Source organism: Brenneria goodwinii, assembly GCF_002291445.1.
Classification (GTDB): Bacteria; Pseudomonadota; Gammaproteobacteria; order Enterobacterales; family Enterobacteriaceae; genus Brenneria; species Brenneria goodwinii.
Genome location: NZ_CP014137.1, coordinates 1,418,776 through 1,436,929 on the forward strand (window position 1 = coordinate 1,418,776; position 18,154 = coordinate 1,436,929).

The 18,154-nt window shown below is 56.8% G+C and carries 12 protein-coding genes; 7 read left to right on the plus strand and 5 right to left on the minus strand.

Annotated elements, in window-relative coordinates; all coding sequences use genetic code 11:
• The 4 genes from ACN28R_RS06430 to ACN28R_RS06445 are packed head-to-tail and all read left to right on the plus strand — an operon-like array spanning position 1 to position 3,798.
• A complete protein-coding gene (locus ACN28R_RS06430) occupies positions 1-957 on the plus strand; it encodes an ABC transporter permease (RefSeq protein ID WP_048638650.1) in 957 nt (318 codons plus the stop codon).
• Complete coding sequence (locus tag ACN28R_RS06435; RefSeq protein ID WP_095833955.1) at positions 954-1,817, plus strand: ABC transporter permease; 864 nt, start codon at positions 954-956, stop codon at positions 1,815-1,817. The genes ACN28R_RS06430 and ACN28R_RS06435 overlap by 4 nt, the downstream gene beginning before the upstream one ends.
• A complete protein-coding gene (locus ACN28R_RS06440; RefSeq protein WP_048638652.1) occupies positions 1,814-2,818 on the plus strand; it encodes an ABC transporter ATP-binding protein in 1,005 nt (334 codons plus the stop codon). The genes ACN28R_RS06435 and ACN28R_RS06440 overlap by 4 nt, the downstream gene beginning before the upstream one ends.
• Positions 2,815-3,798, plus strand: coding sequence for an ABC transporter ATP-binding protein (locus tag ACN28R_RS06445; protein ID WP_095833956.1), 984 nt, complete (start codon positions 2,815-2,817; stop codon positions 3,796-3,798). The genes ACN28R_RS06440 and ACN28R_RS06445 overlap by 4 nt, the downstream gene beginning before the upstream one ends.
• Positions 3,799-3,901: 103 nt before the next feature.
• On the opposite strand, the gene ACN28R_RS06450 is transcribed toward ACN28R_RS06445, so the two are convergent.
• Positions 3,902-4,561: a PadR family transcriptional regulator gene (locus ACN28R_RS06450; RefSeq protein ID WP_048638653.1), complete on the minus strand. Its 660-nt coding sequence runs from the start codon at positions 4,559-4,561 to the stop codon at positions 3,902-3,904.
• Between the two features lie 540 nt (positions 4,562-5,101).
• Here ACN28R_RS06450 and ACN28R_RS06455 point away from each other — a divergent pair.
• On the plus strand, positions 5,102-6,670 hold the full coding sequence (locus ACN28R_RS06455) for a methyl-accepting chemotaxis protein (protein ID WP_095833957.1): 1,569 nt from the start codon (positions 5,102-5,104) through the stop codon (positions 6,668-6,670).
• Positions 6,671-6,883: 213 nt separating this feature from the next.
• On the opposite strand, the gene ACN28R_RS06460 is transcribed toward ACN28R_RS06455, so the two are convergent.
• The 3 genes from ACN28R_RS06460 to ACN28R_RS06470 are packed head-to-tail and all read right to left on the minus strand — an operon-like array spanning position 6,884 to position 13,077.
• Entirely contained in the window at positions 6,884-10,720 is a 3,837-nt protein-coding gene (locus ACN28R_RS06460; RefSeq protein ID WP_095833958.1) for a PAS domain S-box protein, read from the minus strand.
• A gap of 6 nt (positions 10,721-10,726) precedes the next feature.
• On the minus strand, positions 10,727-11,107 hold the full coding sequence (locus tag ACN28R_RS06465) for a response regulator (protein WP_082153070.1): 381 nt from the start codon (positions 11,105-11,107) through the stop codon (positions 10,727-10,729).
• Positions 11,104-13,077, minus strand: a complete 1,974-nt coding sequence (locus ACN28R_RS06470; RefSeq protein WP_095833959.1) for a methyl-accepting chemotaxis protein — start codon at positions 13,075-13,077, stop codon at positions 11,104-11,106. The genes ACN28R_RS06465 and ACN28R_RS06470 overlap by 4 nt, the downstream gene beginning before the upstream one ends.
• A gap of 657 nt (positions 13,078-13,734) precedes the next feature.
• Between ACN28R_RS06470 and ACN28R_RS06475 the strand changes: the two genes are divergently transcribed.
• Positions 13,735-14,595: a prepilin peptidase gene (locus tag ACN28R_RS06475; protein WP_095833960.1), complete on the plus strand. Its 861-nt coding sequence runs from the start codon at positions 13,735-13,737 to the stop codon at positions 14,593-14,595.
• Positions 14,596-14,848: 253 nt separating this feature from the next.
• Here ACN28R_RS06475 and ACN28R_RS06480 read toward each other — a convergent pair whose 3' ends face one another.
• The gene (locus tag ACN28R_RS06480; RefSeq protein ID WP_095833961.1) at positions 14,849-16,009 is read right to left on the minus strand and encodes a phosphotransferase; all 1,161 of its coding nucleotides are present in this window, start codon (positions 16,007-16,009) and stop codon (positions 14,849-14,851) included.
• A 1,289-nt stretch (positions 16,010-17,298) separates the two neighbouring features.
• Between ACN28R_RS06480 and ACN28R_RS06485 the strand changes: the two genes are divergently transcribed.
• Positions 17,299-18,132: a YdcF family protein gene (locus ACN28R_RS06485; RefSeq protein WP_236840193.1), complete on the plus strand. Its 834-nt coding sequence runs from the start codon at positions 17,299-17,301 to the stop codon at positions 18,130-18,132.
• Positions 18,133-18,154 lie beyond the last annotated feature (22 nt).

The following is an 18,154-nucleotide window of genomic DNA, read 5'->3' on the forward strand; positions in this document are numbered from 1 at the left end:
ATGGGTTGGTATATTTTCCATCGGCTGCTGGCGCTGTTGCCGGTACTGTTTGTGGTGGCGGTGGTGGTGTTTTGTCTGGTGCATCTGGCGCCGGGCGATCCGGCGCTGGTGATCCTGGGAAATGACGCCAGTGCGGAGGACATCGCCGCGCTGCGTCAGCAAATGGGGCTGGATAAACCGCTGCTGGCGCAGTTTTTCACCTGGTTCGGCGCGGTGTTGCGCGGCGATCTCGGCCACTCTTTGTTGATGAATGCCAGCGTACTGTCGCTTTTTCTTCAGCATCTGCAACCCACGCTGGCGCTGGCGATTTATGCGCAAGGCATTGCGCTGCTCCTGGGGCTGGGCGGCGGGATTGTCAGCGCCTGGCGGCACGACCGGCTGTTGGATCGCCTGATCATGTGGCTGGCGACGCTGGGGATGTCCATTCCCGGTTTTTTACTCGGCTTGTTTCTGATTTTCTTTTTCGCCGTGCAACTGCGCTGGTTTCCGGTGGTGGGGTATAGCTCCACCCGCGGCGATGCGTTGCTCAATCTGTGGTATTTAACGCTGCCCGCGCTGGCGCTGGGTTTTCGTATCGCGGCGCTGATTGCGCGCATGACGCGGGCGGTGATGCTGGATGTGCTGCAGGAAAACTTTATTAAAACCGCGCGCGCCAAAGGCGTGCCGGAACCGATCGTACTGTTGCGCCACACGTTGAAGAACGGGCTGTTGCCGGTGCTGACCATCTGCGGCGAGTCGTTCGGCTCGCTGGTCACCGGCGCCATTGTGATTGAGAGCGTGTTCGGCATTCCGGGCGTCGGCTCGCTGGTGGTCGACGCCATCGAACGGCGCGACTTCACGGTGATCCAGGGCGCGGTGCTGCTGATTACCGTCAGCTATGTGCTGATTAATCTGGCGGTCGATATTCTCAGCTATCTGCTCGATCCCCGCCTTTCCGTTACGGGGAAAGCGTCATGAAAAAGTTTTTCAGCCAGCGGCAACTGGCAGCGGGGTGCGCGTTGCTAGGCATCATCGTGCTGTTCTCCCTGTTCGGAAGCTGGGCCAGCCCGTTCGACCCTTATTCCATCAGTCCGTTAACCCGCCTCAAGCCCCCCGATGCAGCCCACTGGTTCGGCAGCGATAACTTTGGCCGCGATCTCTTTGTGCGCGTGGCGCTGGCCGTGCGCATCTCGCTCTCCGTCGGCGTGGCGGTGGCGCTGGCGGCGGGCGTCATCGGCACGGCGATTGGGTTGTTGTGCGCCTGGTATCGCTGGCTGGATCTAATCCTGATGCGCATTTGCGACGGGCTATTCGCGTTTCCCTCGCTGCTGCTGGCTATCGCCATCGTCGGTATCCTTGGACCGAATATCTCGAATGTGGTGCTGGCGTTGTCGCTGGTGTATGTCCCTTCCGTGGCGCGCGTTATCCGCGCCGCCGCACTGGTGATCAAAGAAAAGAACTATATTGAGGCATTGCGCGCACAGGGCGCGACCGGCGCGCGCATTATCTGGCTGCACCTGCTGCCGAATGTCATTTCTCCTTTGATTGTGCAGGTGAGCTGGATTTTCTCCGTCGCCATTCTCACCGAAGCGGCGTTGAGCTTTCTTGGCTCCGGCATTCCGGCGCCGATGCCCAGCCTGGGTAACCTGCTGCTGGAAGGGAAAAAGGTGATTTTTACCGCCTGGTGGATGACCTTTTTCCCCGGCATCGCCATCGTATTGTTGATTCTGGCGCTGAATATCATCGGCGATGCGTTGCGCGACGGCGCCGATCGGGGACATAAACCGTTGACGCGCCGTCTGCTGCGCCAACTGAAAACCGAGGCATCAGGGCGATGAGCGAACACGGTCAGCCGGCAACGTTACTTGCGGTTAATGACTTGCAGGTGAGATTCGCCAGCGAACAGGGCGTGGTCGCGCCGGTGCGCGGCGTCTCGTTCGAGGTGGGACAGCACGAAACGCTGGGCATCATCGGCGAGTCGGGCTGCGGCAAAAGCGTGACGGCTCAGGCGCTGATGGGACTGTTGCCGCCGCGCTACAGTCATGTCAGCGGCGAGATGACGTTTAACGGTCATGTGCTGCGCAACCTGTCGCCCGGCGAGTTGCAGCGCTGGCGCGGCAGCCAGTTGGCGATGATTTTCCAGGATCCGCTATCCAGCCTGAACCCGGTTTTTAGCGTGGGTTTTCAAATCGAGGAGAGTCTGCGGCTGCACACGCCCCTAACGCATAAGCAGCGCCAGGCCGAGGTGCTCAGCTTGCTGCGTCAGGTCGGCATTGAAGACGCTTCGCGCTGTGCGGCGGCTTATCCTCATGAAATATCCGGCGGTATGCGCCAGCGCGTGATGATTGCGATGGCGATAGCCAGCCGTCCCGCGTTGCTGATCGCCGACGAACCGACCACTGCGCTGGACGTCACCATTCAAGCGCAAATTCTGACTCTGCTAGAAAAAATCAAAGCGGATAGCGCAATGGGCATCATCCTGATTACCCACGACCTGTCGGTGGTGGCGCAGCTGTGTCAGCGGGTGCTGGTGATGTATCTCGGCGAGGTGGTGGAGGAAGCCGATGTCGTCACGCTATTTGACAATCCGCAGCATCCTTATACCCGCGCCCTGTTGCAGTCGGTGCCCCGGCTCGATCGCGCGCGCAAAACCGAGCTGCCGGAGATCCGCGGGACGGTGCCGGCGCTGTCTGCGGCGATAACCGGCTGCGGTTTCGCCGATCGCTGTCCTTATGCGCAGGCGCGCTGCCGGGAACAGCGTCCCGCCTTACGCGTCTTGTCGGAACGGCCGCAGCGAGTACGCTGCTGGCGCGCCGAAGAGATAGAGGAGCTGTTATGAATACGCCGCTGCTAACAGTGCGACATCTGAGTAAAACCTTTCAGGCTAAAGGCTGGCGCGGTAAACGCTTTACCGCGGTGGAGGACGTCAGCTTTCATATTATGCCGGGCGAAACCTATGCGCTGGTGGGCGAGTCCGGCAGCGGCAAAAGCACCACCGGGCGCAGCCTGCTGGGGCTGACGACGGCGTCCGGCGGCGAGGTCACCTTCGACGGCCGATCTTTACTGACGTTTGGCAACCGGCAGTGGCGCGACGTGCGTAAAGATATCCAGATGATTTTTCAGGATCCGCTGTCGTCGCTCGACCCGAAACGTTCGGTCGGCTACAGCATCGAAGAGCCGCTGATTATTCATGGCGTGCGCGACGCCCGCTGGCGCAGGGAGCAGGTCGGGCAGATGTTATGTCGCGTCGGATTCACGGCGGCGGACGCGCAACGCTATCCGCATGAGTTTTCCGGCGGGCAGCGTCAGCGTATCGGCATCGCCCGCGCGCTGATCCTGGAGCCGAAGCTGATTATCTGCGATGAGCCGGTTTCGGCGCTGGATGTCTCCATCCAATCGCAGATCCTTAATTTGCTGATGCGGTTACAGCGCGAACAGGGGCTGGCGTATCTGTTTATCGCCCACGATCTCAGCGTGGTGCATCATATCGCCGACCGGGTCGGCGTGATGTCGCGCGGGGCGATCGTCGAGGAGGCCAGCGTGCCGGAGTTGTTCGCGCATCCCCAGCATCCCTATACGCGTTATCTGCTGCAGGCGATTCCGCCGGTTCATCCGCGCCTGAAAAGTCAGCCGCGCGCTATGCCGATGGCCGCCCAGGCGTCGGGATGCGAGTTCCGCGACGGCAAGACCTGCCTGCGCCATGCGGATCAGTATTACTGGTTAACGGACACGCACCGGGTGCGCTGTAATACTCACGCAAAATCTAATGCGCAACGGCCGGCTAATCTTGGTGATTTAGGTTCGAACGGCGGGGGATAAGCGGGGGATGCGGTTTCCGTTGGAACGCCTTACCCCCGTGATTGCCCCAGATCTCTCGCAGTTTATGCCCTCACTCTATTACCGTTGCCGCGACATAAAAAGCTCAGTCAATCTGGGCGATTTCCGCGGCGGCGTTATCAATGATACCGATGATCTTCTTCAGCGTTTCTTCATTGGTATCCTCGTGGTTCACCTTGAGGTCCAACACTGATTTGATGTTATCCAATGCCCGTTTCATCTCCGGATGTTGACGCAGCGCCATGCCGGCGATGCGTGCCTTGATGCGTTCAAGGATCTGCTGTAGTTCCTCTTTACGCTGCTCAAGATACTGGCGGCCTTCGTCGGTGATGTCGAATTTTTTCCTGCCGTTAAGTTCGTCCGTAATGGCGATCAGGTTCTGCTCCTGCAGAAAATCGAGCGTCGGGTAGAGCACGCCGGGGCTGGGGGCGTAATGGTTTTCTGTCAGGGATTCGATCGCTTTGATCAATTCATAACCGTGGCTGGGATTTTGCGCCAGTAGATCCAACGCCACCAAACGCAGTTCGCCGTGGGCAAAGAGGCGCTGGCGGCGATGCATTGCGCCATGTCCTTCTTCACCGTGGCCGTGTCCGCGCCGGCCATGACCGCGGCCCTGTTCATGACCGCGTTCTGTTTTCTGTTCCCTGCCTTCTGCGCGATCGCGTTTTTTGCCTTCTTCCCGGTGTCCCCGGCCCCTCATTTCCTCATTTTGACCTTGTCCGTCACGATAGTGATGTTTACGCATAGTTATTTCCTCTTGTTTTAGATATATCTATTTATATCTAAATTGACATTCATGTCAATGCGTCCGGGAGAAAAAATGAAGGATTTAGTCATAGGTTATTATAATAAAAGTATTTTTATTGCATGGTATTTTCGAAAAACATCAGAAAAATTTAGAGGCGAGTACCTAATTAGATAGGGTTGATGTGTGATGGTGCATCCCGGTTAGAGCCGGGGCATGGGCGCGGGTTCTGATGTGGCTCGGTGGTTATTTCAGCGCGGGTATTCTGGTTTTCTTGATAAAAATCAACTAAAAGCCGCTGATTTTTATTGTAAGGGAAATAATTATCACTCTGGTTATTATTGACTATAAAGCATTCCTAATCGATGCCGATATCATTCCATGACATGTCATCAATCGTGATGTTCGAGAATACCCCGACAGGCTAGGCCGGAGAGGGTAATCACGGCACCTGGACTCCCCTCATTTCGCGCGGGAAGCGCTGTGCGCGCTATGCGGCGGATAGCCTGATTTATGTGCAACACATCAAAGAGAAATACAATGAAACTAAAAACTCGAATTATATTGTTGTGCGGTGCAATGCTACTGGGATTATTGGTGCTTTCGGCCGTAGCATTAAATACCTTGTATTCGTCAATGATGAAGGAACGTATCGGGCAACTTACCACGCTGGTGGAGTTGGCCAAGGCTTCAGCGCAAAAAAGCTATGAACGGGAGAAGGCCGGCCAGCTTTCGCATAAGGATGCGCTCAATGAAGCCAAACGCGCCATCGGCAGTTTTCATCAGGGCAATCGCTATTTCTTCGTGCTGGGCTACAGCGACGATGTGAACTATGTACACCCCGACGCCAATCGTGTCGGTATCGTTGATGCGAATGGCGGCCGGGAAGCAGGGGAACGCAACCGGGCGGCTCTGCAGGGGAAGACCTTCGGCATGACGCAGGGCAAGGGCATGCGTCCCGGCGCTCAGGAACTGGTCGATAAAATTTACATTATCACCCGCTTCGAACCCTATGACTGGATCATCGGCACCGGCGACTATATTGATGATATTCAGCAGACATTCTGGCATAACGCCCTCAGGCTGCTGGCGATTGTCGTGGCGCTGCTGGTAGTGATTTCTCTGCTGGCCTGGAACATGCTGCGTACGCTTTTGCGCCAGCTAGGCGGAGAGCCGCAATATGCGGTTGAAGTGGTGCGTCAGATTGCCGACGGCAATCTGGTGGTGGAGGTGCAGACCCGAACCGGCGACCAGACCAGCATTTTGTACGCCATTCGCGCCATGCGCGATAATCTTTCCCGCCTGGTGAGTCAGGTGCGCAACAGCACCAACTCCATCACCACCGCCTCGATGGAGATTGCTTCCGGCAACGAAGATTTGTCATCGCGTACGGAATCGCAGGCCAGCGCGCTGGAGCAGACGGCGGCGGCAATGGAACAGTTGACCTCCACCGTGCAAAACAATGCGGAGAATGCGCGTCATGCCAATGAGCTGGCGCAGTCTGCCTCCGGTGTGGCCGGACGCGGTGGTTCGGTCGTCAAGCAGGTGGTGGATACCATGGATTCGATCAATGCCTCGTCGCGTAAAGTGGTGGACATCATTGGGGTGATCGACAGTATTGCCTTCCAGACCAATATCCTGGCGCTTAACGCCGCGGTGGAAGCGGCGCGCGCCGGAGAGCAGGGGCGCGGCTTCGCGGTGGTGGCGAGCGAGGTGCGTACATTGGCGCAGCGTTCCGCGTCCGCCGCCAAAGAGATCAAAGGCCTGATCGATGACTCGGTGTCCAAGGTCACTGAGGGAACCGATCTGGTGAAACACGCCGGTTCCACCATGAGTGAAATTGTTGAGAGCGTGCAGCGCGTCACCGCGATGGTGGCGGAGATTAGCGCGGCCAGCGAGGAGCAGAGCTCCGGCATCAAGCAGGTAAATCTGGCGGTGTCCCAGATGGACCAGAGTACGGAGCAGAATGCGGCGCTGGTGCTGCAAGCCCTGGCGGCCGCCAAATCGCTGAGCGATCAGGCGCAGGATCTCTCGCGCACGGTCGATCGGTTCCGAACGGACGAATCCGACTCAGCCGATTATCTGCCGGCCTTGGCGCATCAGGGCTGATTTATTTGTTGTTTAGCGTGAAAGCAGATCCCCGCCTACTGCCGCGGGGATGACGGGGGGAAACTGGCGGGGGATGACGAGGGGAAACTGGCGGGGGATGACGAGGGGAAACAGGCGGGGACGGCGAGGGGAAATTAGCAGGGATGAAGGGAGAGGTGCCACCTCCGCAGATCACCGCCTTGGCGAGGTGGCATCTCAGCAACCGCGTCACCGTTACCGGCGCGTTTGAGCCAGTTGCAATTCCTGAATGATGGCGAGCGCGGCATCGGTATCGAAGGCGTTCATGGCGTCGCTTAGCGGTTGAGCCTGCGGACCAAGTCGAGCGCGATGGCGGGCCAGCAGCGCATCGAACAGATCGAATGCAGCCATGTCGCTGTTCTGCAACGCGTCGGCCAGTTCTGTCAACGCCTGCGCCAACGCGTTGTTATCCGTGGCCGCCACGCCGTCATCCGCGGGGGCAGGGGTGTTCGCATACGCTTCGTTTGTCTCGCCATGCTGCCGTAACCACGCCTGCTGCGCCGCCAGCGCGCGCGTCAGCGTTGCGGGCAACGCCGCCGCCAGTCGCTCCAGCGCCGGACGATCTTCGCCGTCCCTGACATTCTGTTCGATAGCGGCGCAGCCTGCCATCAACAGGCGGGCGCCGGTAGCGGCGGCGGTGCTCTTGAGCTGATGCGCGGCGTCACCCGCTTCGGCCAGACGCCCCTCCGCCAGCGCCCGCACGATACGCTGCGTGAGTCGTTGGGCCGCCGGGGCGAAATCACGCAGTAGCTGAATATAAAATCCCCGATCTTGCCCCAGTCGTTGCAGCGCATCCGCGCTATCCAGTACGGCTGGCGCCGTCGATGGCGCTTCCGGCGCTACGAGCGCTGTCGCCGCGGTGACCACGCGTCCTATGTGGCGCAGAATAATGTCTATCAGTTCCTCCATATGGAACGGTTTGCCGATATGGCCGTTCATACCGGCTGCCAGGCAGGCTTCCCGGTCCGACTGCATGGCATTGGCGGTCATGGCGACGATCGGTAATCGGGCGAAGCGCGTTTCACTACGGATCGCCTGCGTGGCTTGCAAACCGTCCATTACCGGCATCTGCATATCCATTAGCACCAGATCGTAGGCGTCCGGGGCGGCATCCAGCGCCTGAATGCTCTGCAATCCGTTGCCCACTACGCTTACCTGCGCGCCTTCGCGCGCCAGCAGACGGATCGCCACATCCTGATTGATTTCGTTATCTTCCACCAGCAGCAGCCGGAGGCCCGCCAGCCGGTGCTGTTGCGTCGGCGTATTGGAGGATTCCTGCCGGTATTTACCCTGAATGGCGCTCGCAATCATGGAAAATGTGAGCGGTTTGCACAACATCGGCAGGCCGTCGCGCGGCGGGCAGGGGGTTGATGACAGCAGCAGTATCGCAGGCGGATTGGGTTCGGTTCGTAGCCGCGCCAACAGTTGCCGGTAGTCCGGCGTATCCACGCTCAGTAGCGCCAGCACCGGTTGCGGACCGGCGTCAAGTTTCGCCTGTGCGGATGTGATATCGCCGCAGGCAACCACCTGCCAGCCGCCGTAGTTCTCCAGCAGTTTACCGATTGCCGTGCGGGATACCGGATGCGGCTCCAGTAGCAATGCCCGTTCGTTTTCCCGCGCCAATTTACCGTTTGCCGCTAGATCGCCGTCCTGATGGGCCGTTACTGATGCGGTTTCAACCATTTCTCCTGAAATGTTTTTCACCGGCTGTAACCAGATTTGGAACCAGAAGCGGCTGCCGCGACCGGCTTCGCTTTGTACCTGCAGTTGACCGCCCATCAACGCCACCAAACGGTGACTGATGGCCAACCCCAGCCCGGTGCCGCCATAGCGGCGTGAAATGGAGGCTTCCGCCTGGCTGAAACCGGTGAAGATATAGGCTATGGCGTCCGCGTCGATACCGATGCCGCTGTCCTGCACCGCGAATTCCAGCAGTACGCCTTGTTCGCCGCGTTGCAACTGGCGCAGTTGTATCCGGACTTCGCCTCTGGCGGTGAATTTAACCGCGTTGCCGCCCAGGTTGATCAGGATCTGCTTGAGCCGCAGCGCATCCCCCAGCAGCAATGGCGGAATGCCGGGGGCCAGTTCATACACCAGCTCCAGCCGCTTGCCGCCCAGCGTGCCGGATAAAATGGTGGAGACATCCGTCAGCAGATCCGCCAGTTTGAACGGCTCGGTATCCAGCGGCATCATGCCGGCTTCCACTTTAGAGAAATCGAGAATGTCGTTGAGAATGTCCAGCAACGAGCGCGCCGCACGTTCCATTTTGTGCAACAGATCGCGCTGCTCGGCGTTGATGGCGGTATGTTCGACCAACTGCATCATGCCCATGATGGCGTTCATCGGCGTACGAATTTCGTGGCTCATGTTAGCCAGAAAACGGCTCTTGCTGCGTGAGGCGGCATCGGCATTCTCCAGCGCCTGATGCAAGTCGGTGACGTCGATCCAGAACAGCACCCGCATGCCGTCGACGGTGGTGACGCCGACGCGCTTGATCCAACGTCCGTTATTTAACTTTACCTGTTGATGGTGTTCGTGTTGTCGCCACAGGTTGAGTTGCTGTTGACGCCAGTTTTCAATGTCGCCGGCGTCCGTGCTGATGTCGACTTCAACCGCCAGTTGTATCACTTCCTCGACGGAAATGCCGGGTTGTATCTGTTGGCTTTTATCGCCAAACATATTCTGATAACGGTAATTGCACAGCACCAGCCGGCTGTCGGCGTCATACAGCGCAAAGGCCTCATCCAACGCGTCGATGGCCGATCTCAGCAGCCGTTCGCTGGATTCGGTGCGCAGTCGCGCTTCCACCTGGGCGCTGACATCCTGTATCGCTCCCACCAGTCGATACAGCTTGCCATGCAGATATTCCACCTCGCCGCTCAGGTTGACCCAGCGTGTGCGGCCGTCCATCAGGGTGATTTGCATCTCCTGGGTAAACGGTTCCCCGCTCTCCATGGTATGGCGTATCAGATCGCGATAGGCCGGCCATTGCTGCCGCATGAGGCGCTGCATCAATGTTTGTACTCTATTCAGATGCATTAGGCTGTCGGATAGCCCCAGCAGGTTGCGCGCGCCTTTGGTGAGATAGAGCGTTTTGCTTTCAGGGGTATAGTACCAGCCGCCGACGCCGGCGATTTTACCGGTGCGCTCCAGCATATCGAGGCTGAGTTTTAATGGCGTGATATCGGTGCGGATTGACATGTATTTCACCGGGCGGCCGCTTGCCCCCAGCATCGGCGCGATGACGCTGTCCAGCCAGTAAAGCGAGCCATCCTTGGCGTGGTTGCAAATTTCACCGTGCCAGATATTGCCGCGGGCGATGGTGCTCCACATATTGCGCCAGAACGATCTGTCATGGATACCGGATTTGAACATGCTGTGATGGCGGCCGATCACCTCATCGGCCCGGTAGCCGCTTACTTCCAGAAAACGGTCATTGACCTTGGTGATATGTCCCCGTAAATCGGTTTCGCTGACGATGGCGTAACGGTCGAGGATATCCAGCACGGCTTGGCGATCGCGTAACGCGAGCTGCGTCATCTTGCGTTCGCGGCGCTGTTGGTCGATATCCACCTGTACCACCAGATAACCGGTGAATCTCCGCCTGGACAGACGCGGAATAAAGCGGTTCGCCAATTGACGAAGAGGGTGCAACTCGACAATCATGCAGCGTTCCGCGCCGTTAGCCAGCCGAAACATCAGGTCGATACGCAGTTCGCTGCGCCCGGACATGGCGTTTTCGATGGCGGTTAGCGGCGCGTTGTCCGTTACCTGTCGGTTCAGGAAATCAAGCCAATGACAATCCGCCAGTTCCTGGCGGCCAAAACCGGTGATCTCGCCGTAAGCCTGGTTAACCCATATCACCCGGCCATCCGGGCGCAGCAGGCAGGCGGCGTCGCTGCGCAGCCGCATCATGCCGACCATTTGACTCATGCCGGCCAGATCGCCGCGGCGCAAGCCATACCGGTACAGCGCCGCCAGCAATAGCGTTATCGCTGCGGATGTCGCGATCCCCCACCAGAAAGCAGACATGCAGTTTCAGCTCCCGACCAGTTGCGCCAACTCAGCCTGCAATGTCACCAGAGCGAGCGGTTTTTCCAGAAAGCCGTTAGCGCCGAGGTCAAGAAAATGGCGTCGCGTCTCCTCGCCATGGTGTCCGGAGACCATCAGTACCGGAAGCCGTTGTTCACCCGTGCGCCGCTCCTGCGCGCGCAGTGCGCGCAGCGTATCTTCACCGCTCAACTTCGGCATGTTGATGTCCAACAGCATCAAATCGAACGGCTGCTGTTGCACCAGTTGCAACGCTTTCTCGCCGTCGCCCGCCAGCGCGCCGGAATGCCCCAGATCGCGCAGCAATCGGGCGGCGATGCGCAGATTGAGCGCATCGTCATCCACGACCAGTACGCGCAACGCCATCATGCGCTCCCCGGCAACGCGCGGATTGCCCGTACCAATTTCTGGCCGATATCATACAGCGGCTGACTGTTGGTCAGCTTTTGCTCCGCTTCGTCCATCTTTTTCCGGTTAATCAAATCCACCACCGCGCCCACTTCGGCGTGGAACGCCCGGTGCGCGCTGACCAGCGCTTCATATTCCGCCGTGCCGCCCTGTAGCGCTTTGCCCGGACCATTCAGCCAGGCGCCCAGGACGCAGCTATCGTCACGCCCGGCTTTCGGATCCAGCACCAGCTTGCGGTTAATGGCGTTACGCAGCGTGACGCGCCACTGCCGGTGGTTGGCGATGGCCTGCCCGAAGTCGATGCGACCCTTTTCATTGATGACCACGCTCTTCTGGGCAAGGCGCAGTTCGCCGGAATCCACTTCCGCCAGCGTGGTATCACGTTCGGTAAGGCGAAATACCCGAATGGTATTGTGCACCAGCGCCACCTGCCGGTTGAGGGCATTGGCCGCGGAAGCCAGATCGTCCACCATCGTGGCGTTCTGTTGGGTGATGGTATCCAGACCGGAGATCTCGTCATTGACCTGGCCGACGCCGATGGACTGTTCGCGTGCGGCGGTGTTGATCTGCTCCAGCATGTCGCCCACCTGACCGACGGCGTCGGTCACTTCCTGCATGCGGTTCAGGGCCTCGGCGGCGCGCCGACTGCCTTCATCCACCCGTGCGCCCGATTCCTCGATCAGGCCGCGCACCTCTTTGGCCGCGCCGGCGGTACGCTGCGCCAGCGCCTGGATTTCCGTCGCCACTACCGCGAAACCTCTGCCTTTTTCACCGGCGCGCGCGGCTTCCACGGCGGCATTCAGCGCCAGGATGTCGGTCTGAAAAGCGACCCCTTCGATCACCTGGATGATGTCCTGAATGCGTTGCGACGACTCTTCGATGGATTGCATGGTGTTCACCACGCTCTGCACCGCGTCATCGCTGCGCAGTACCGCCTCGGCGGTGTGCCGGGCGTGCTGGGCGCCGTCGTTGGCCAATTGGGTGGTTTGCTGAATGGTGCGATAGATCTGTTCCATGGTGGCGGCGGTCTGTTCCAGGCTGCCCGCCTGGGCTTCGGTACGGGCGGCCATGTCTTTGTTGCCGTTGGCGATCTCCTGGGTGCCGCCCAGCAGGTTAGCCACTTCATGGCGCACATCGCGCACCACGGTGCGCACCGAGACATTGAGCTGAGCCAGCGCCAGTTGGATTTGGGCGATTTCGCCGCGTCCGGTTACCGGTACGAACCGGGTCAGATCGCCGCCCGCCATCAGGTTGGCGACGCCCACCACCTGACGCAGCGGCGTTACGGTCTGACGCATCAGCAGCCAGGCGGACAGCGCCGCACAGCCTGCCGCCGTTACCGCCACGCCCCACAATGGCGCGCCGCCGGCCTGCGCCAGCAGCGGTCCGCCCGCCGTCAGTACGCTGATCGCTATGATATGGCCGCGCAACCCCGGATTGAGAAAGCGAGCGATGGTACCAACCAGCGTCCGGCGCACCAACTGCCCGCGATGCAGGGCAAGATGCCGGCGTCCCTGTTCCGCCTCCCGGCGCATGGCGGCGTACAGTTTTTCGGCGGCGGTTATCTCTTCATCGGGCGCCCGCGATCGCACCGACAGAAAACCGACGGTGCGATCGCCGTCGCGCACCGGGGTTACGTTGGCGCGCACCCAGTAATAATCGCCATTCTTGCGCCGGTTTTTCACCAGCGCCGTCCAGGGCAGACCCGACTTGATGGTGGCCCACATGTCGCGAAAGGTCTCCGGCGGCATATCGGGATGACGCACGATATTGTGCGGCTGCCCCAGCAGTTCCTCACTGGTGAAACCACTGACATTGATGAAATTCGAATTGCAGTAAGTGATGTTGCCTTGCAGGTCGGTAATGGAGATAAGCGTTTGATCCCCAGGGAAGAGATAGAGATTCTGGGTTATAGGTAAATTCTTTCGCATTCTTAAAGCTCAGTGATATTTCCGCAGATAATGTTAACTATCGGAAATTGTCAGCCAATCTTTAACAAAGTTAAAAACAACCGTTAATTGTTGCAGGCTGATGACAAAATACGGAACCTTGCCATTAATGATTCCTCACCGCCTCATTCTTGCCTGGGCGAGAAGCCAACTACTTAAAAAATAATAGTTTTTCCCTCTTTTTTTGCTGTCTATTAGTCACAAATGCAGGGGTTGTGACGGGGTTGGCAGTTACCCGGCATAATTTCAGCCGTAAGCCTGGGGTCACGGGGCGGGCGGCGATTGAGCCGCCCCGTGTCGGGCGCGTGCAACGAGGTAGCATGAAAATGGCAGCATAGTGGCGCACGAAACCGTCTCCAAGTCCGTATAAAAATGTGACTAAGAGACAGCATCTGTGGAGGGGAGCCTGAAGGTTTTTCATCGATGATTTACCGGATGCATTAAAACCGCTACTGGACTCGCAGAAAAACAGGAATGCGCGCGCAGAAACGGAACGGCGCATTGAAGGGCGGCTGACGGCCCTATTTTATGTAACATTGCGAAGCGTTTCGCAGCGTTGACGCCGGCAATTAGGCCGGGGTTGGTATCAGCCTGCGGTTGTGCCACGATGATAGCCGATCATTGTCAGAGGAACAGGATGTGGAGCAGTTAACGGCTTTGAGCGCGGCGTATCCGCTTGGCTGGTTGGTAACGCTGGCACTGTTGGGCTTAATCGTGGGCAGTTTTCTGAATGTGGTCATCTATCGCCTGCCGCAAATGCTGGAGCGCCGCTGGCGTGACGAAGCGCTGCGGCAGCTTGGGTCGCCGTTATCCGAACCGGCGCCGCGTTACGATTTACTGCTGCCGCCTTCCGCCTGCCCCCATTGTCGACAGCCGATTGCCGCCAGAGATAACATTCCGCTGGTTAGCTGGCTGTTGTTGCGTGGCCGCGCGCGCTGCTGCCGGCATCGCATCCCCTGGCGTTACCCACTGGTTGAACTGGCCGGCATGGTCGTGTTTGTGCTGGCGGGGCGGCTGACGCCTGTGGGATGGGAACTGGTCGGCGTGCTGCTTTTTCTGTCAGGGTTGCTGACGCTGGCGGTGATTGATGCCCGAACATGGCTGTTGCCGGATGTTGTCACGCTGCCGCTGCTCTGGCTGGGGATTGGCTTCAATCTGTCGGATACCTTTGTTCCGCTGTCGCAAGCCGTAGTCGGCGCGATGGCGGGTTACCTGAGCCTCTGGTGTTTACTGTGGGGATGTAAGCTGCTGAAGGGTAAGGACGGCTTGGGATACGGCGATTTAAAACTGTTTGCCGCGTTGGGGGCGTGGCTGGGGTGGCAGGCATTGCCTCACTTGATCCTGATTGCCGCGGGCGGCGGCGTGCTGGTCACGCTGATACACCGCCGCATCACGCGCCAGTCTGTTGCGCAGCCGCTGGCCTTTGGCCCCTGGCTGGCGTTGGGTGGGGCGGTCAGTATGGTGCTACAGATAACGGGCGTGACGGGGATAGATTATTAGACGTGCGGCGGACGCCGTCAGGTATTTACTGATTTGCTGGTTTAATCGGTAAAAGAATAAAAAAAACAGCGAGAGAGAGTAGGGGTACCGTTTGGAATATGAACGTTTCATCACGGTGCGTTCACTATTGATAGAACGCGAGAGTTATCAACGGATCCGCCTTGCATAAACTCGACAGCGCGGGTTTATGCAAGGCAACTGGCGATTGAATCTTAGGAATCAGGAGGATTCAGCTATCAAGGGAACCTCCAGATCAGCAAAATGCATCAAGGGTATCCAGATCGTCCATAGCGGTGGCGATCCGGTGGATAAACGCCAGCGTGGTATCCCGCGGCTGCATATCAGGAAAGCCGGGGGGCGGCGTCAGGGTCACCGTCCACCAGGTTAATGCGGTGATCAACTGCTGGCGATAGATTTTCCAACCCTCGTCGAAGGAAACCTTCGGACCGCCCGCGGCGTGCAGTTCATTGAGGTACAGGCGCACCAGATCTTGCTCCCAGGCTCGTCGGTCTTCCACCGCCAGAGAACTGGAAAGGGTATAGGCCAGATCGCGTCCCCAATGACCGCGGCCACCGCATTGCCAGTCGCAGAGCCCCAGTTCGCCGCTGCTGGTGATGTACCAGTTCTTCAAGTGTACGTCGCCATGCGTCAGGGTATGAGCGGCATTCTCGTGAAAGGCGACGGATTGCAGGGTTGCCGGCCAGATTTCAGCGTGGCGCCGGTACAAGCGTGCGGGGATCACCGATTCCGCTGCAAGGAAACCCTTACTGGAGCCTTCTTTTATGCCGATATCCAGGGTATTGGCGAAAAACTGCGGCCAGGTCGGTAGTACTTTGATCACCGCTTGTAGGTGCGTCATGGCATAGACTCGTCCGTGCAGACGTGCCAATAGTCGCATCTGACTTTCAGCATGGGGGCGGGATATGGCAGTTTTGTGGTCGCAGAAATGACTAACGGAGCCGCTCAGATCGTTGAGGATGATAATCGAGTTAAAAGATTCCGTATCTATATGCGCATGGAAACAATGCGGAGCCTCAATATCCAGATGCGGACGGACATCCCGAAAGAACAGCACCTCGGACAGCGCGCCGCCCGATATTCCCAGAACGATACGGTTTTGAAGTTCCTGGGAGGCCTTGCAGAATAGTAGCTCCGGCAGACCGAGCGAGCGCCCGGTATCGTTATAGACGACGCGGATTTTGCGGCGGTTCGAAGTGCCATTATTCGGCGCGCTGACGTGGTGTTTCACCACCCTGGCGCCGGGATGCTGATGGCAAAGGACATTGGTTAACCATCGATCAGTGATGGATTCATAGGACAGCGGCAGATCCGTCGCCTCGACGGCTATCCGTTTGTTCCGCATGTCTCGTTCGTAGGCGGTCTGGATACTTTTCAACAGGGTCTCGATGCTCATTTTGTTTTCCTTACATGAAATCGGCGAGTCGGACACTGAAAAATCACAGGTATCGTATTCCGGCAAACTATTTTGTTGCTCCTGCGATCTATCATTAGTGCCGGTTTATCAGTGGCGGTCAGAACGCATATCCCGGCAAACCACGGTTTATACTCGTCATACTTCAAGTTGCATGTGCGTTGGCTTTACTACTCGGCTCATCCATGGGCCTCACCCGTGGGGCCAGCGCAAGCGCTGTTCAAAACGCCATGCGTTTTGTCCTGCAACTCGAATTATTTAGAGTATCTATCCTGTTATTTTTCGATAATGTTAATTTTCTCTGGAATACCTCCATTATTATCTATTGCTTAAAATTCAAATGATTGATTTATTAAGGTTATAAAATGAATTTGTTTAATGCATAATATTATATTTTATATTGTTTGTTATTTGATTAATTAGTTTATTATGTAAATTTTATTTTTGTCTATTTAATATGGCATAGAAAGGTCGACGACGTGTATTGTTTTTTCTATCAGCAAAAAAATGAAAGGTCGATAGTTAAATTGTCATTTTTTTGATCTAAGGCAATCAATTGCTTGTGTTGGTTTATGCGCATTATATTGTTATTTTATATTGTCGTTCTCTATGAATCTTTTAATTTGAGATGCCGGGGTGGATGAATTTTATTCCCCTGTCTTTTTTTAGAAAATAATCATTAACTTAAACGGGTTAATACTCTTTTAGAGGAAGCTGTCGACAAAATGGATTAGGTCGTGGCGCGGGGGGTATGGGTTCAGACGGTTAAATTGAGGCAATCATATGTTCATACACCCGTTCCCGCGTATCCAGATTACTGCAACGCCGAAATTTCATTAAATATTCAAGTTTCGTCATCTCTTTTGTCCTTCTATTGAGGTTGATGACAAACCTTCCCAAACCCGTCATTCCCGCCTACTACTGCGGGAATGACCGCGCTGGGGCCGTGAAGGATGACAGAGGTATATTAGGGGCTTTGTCAGCAGTCTGATTTTTTTTCTACATATATTGGCGGTTTGCGTTTTTTCAAGTGGAAATATCTTTGGTTCCCGCGCTTGATGTACTGGCTGTAAATAAAAGGGTGTCCGACGGCGTGTTATTCGGGGCTGTGCGATATAGCGGCGGTAAGTGGAGGAAGGTTTTCTCCACCGGCTAAAATATACGCTGGATAATAGCCAATTGGGATTGGCTGGAATAAACTGCTTAGTATCCATCCGGCTTCTTTATGCTCATTTTAGCTAAAAATAGCAAAGGTTTTAAGGATCATGACGATGAACACCGAAGGTTCAGCCATACCGAAATTGCCGCCAATGCCTGCTGACGTTATTGCCGCCGTAAATGTTATTGCTTCCTGGCTTGCCATCGATGATTTTGCTTCTCGCCGGGACGATTTAACCGCCGATGCCATTATTTTGACCGGTAATGCGGTATTAACAACAATCGATGGCGCTTGCTCTCTGGCGCAGGCTTACGGTATTCCTTTGATTATTTCCGGCGGCATCGGTCACTCCACTGCGTTACTTGCTGCGGCTATTGAAAAACATCCTCGGTATCGAGAGATCGATACCTCTGATACACGTTCGGAAGCCCAGCTTTTTCATGATATCGCCACCCGGTTCTGGAATTTGCCGGACGAACAGATCTTGATGGAAAATGCTTCGCGTAATACGGGGGAAAATGCCAGGTTCACGCGTGATTTGCTTGAAAAAATATCCCTTGAACCGAGGAATATTATTCTTATTCAAGATCCCTTGTTGCAGCGCCGGGCTTACGCCACCTTTTGTCATACGTGGTCGGATTCAGCTAATAGACCGGAGTTTTTTAACTGGCCGACGTATATTCCCAGTCTGGTGAATACAGCAGATGGCGTGCGTTTCTCTGGCGATATTAATTACGGTCTCTGGGAAGTCGATCGTTTTATCTCCTTATTGTTGGGAGAAATACCACGCCTGCGGGATGATGCGCAGGGATATGGACCAAAGGGAAAAAATTATCTTTGCCATGTCGATATACCCAAACCGATTGAAGCGGCCTGGCAGTATATCATGCAGCATCCGTTGCTGTTAGAAAGCGGATGGCGCGAACGCGTCAGCAATACGCAATAAGGCTGGTCATCGGCGAAACGCG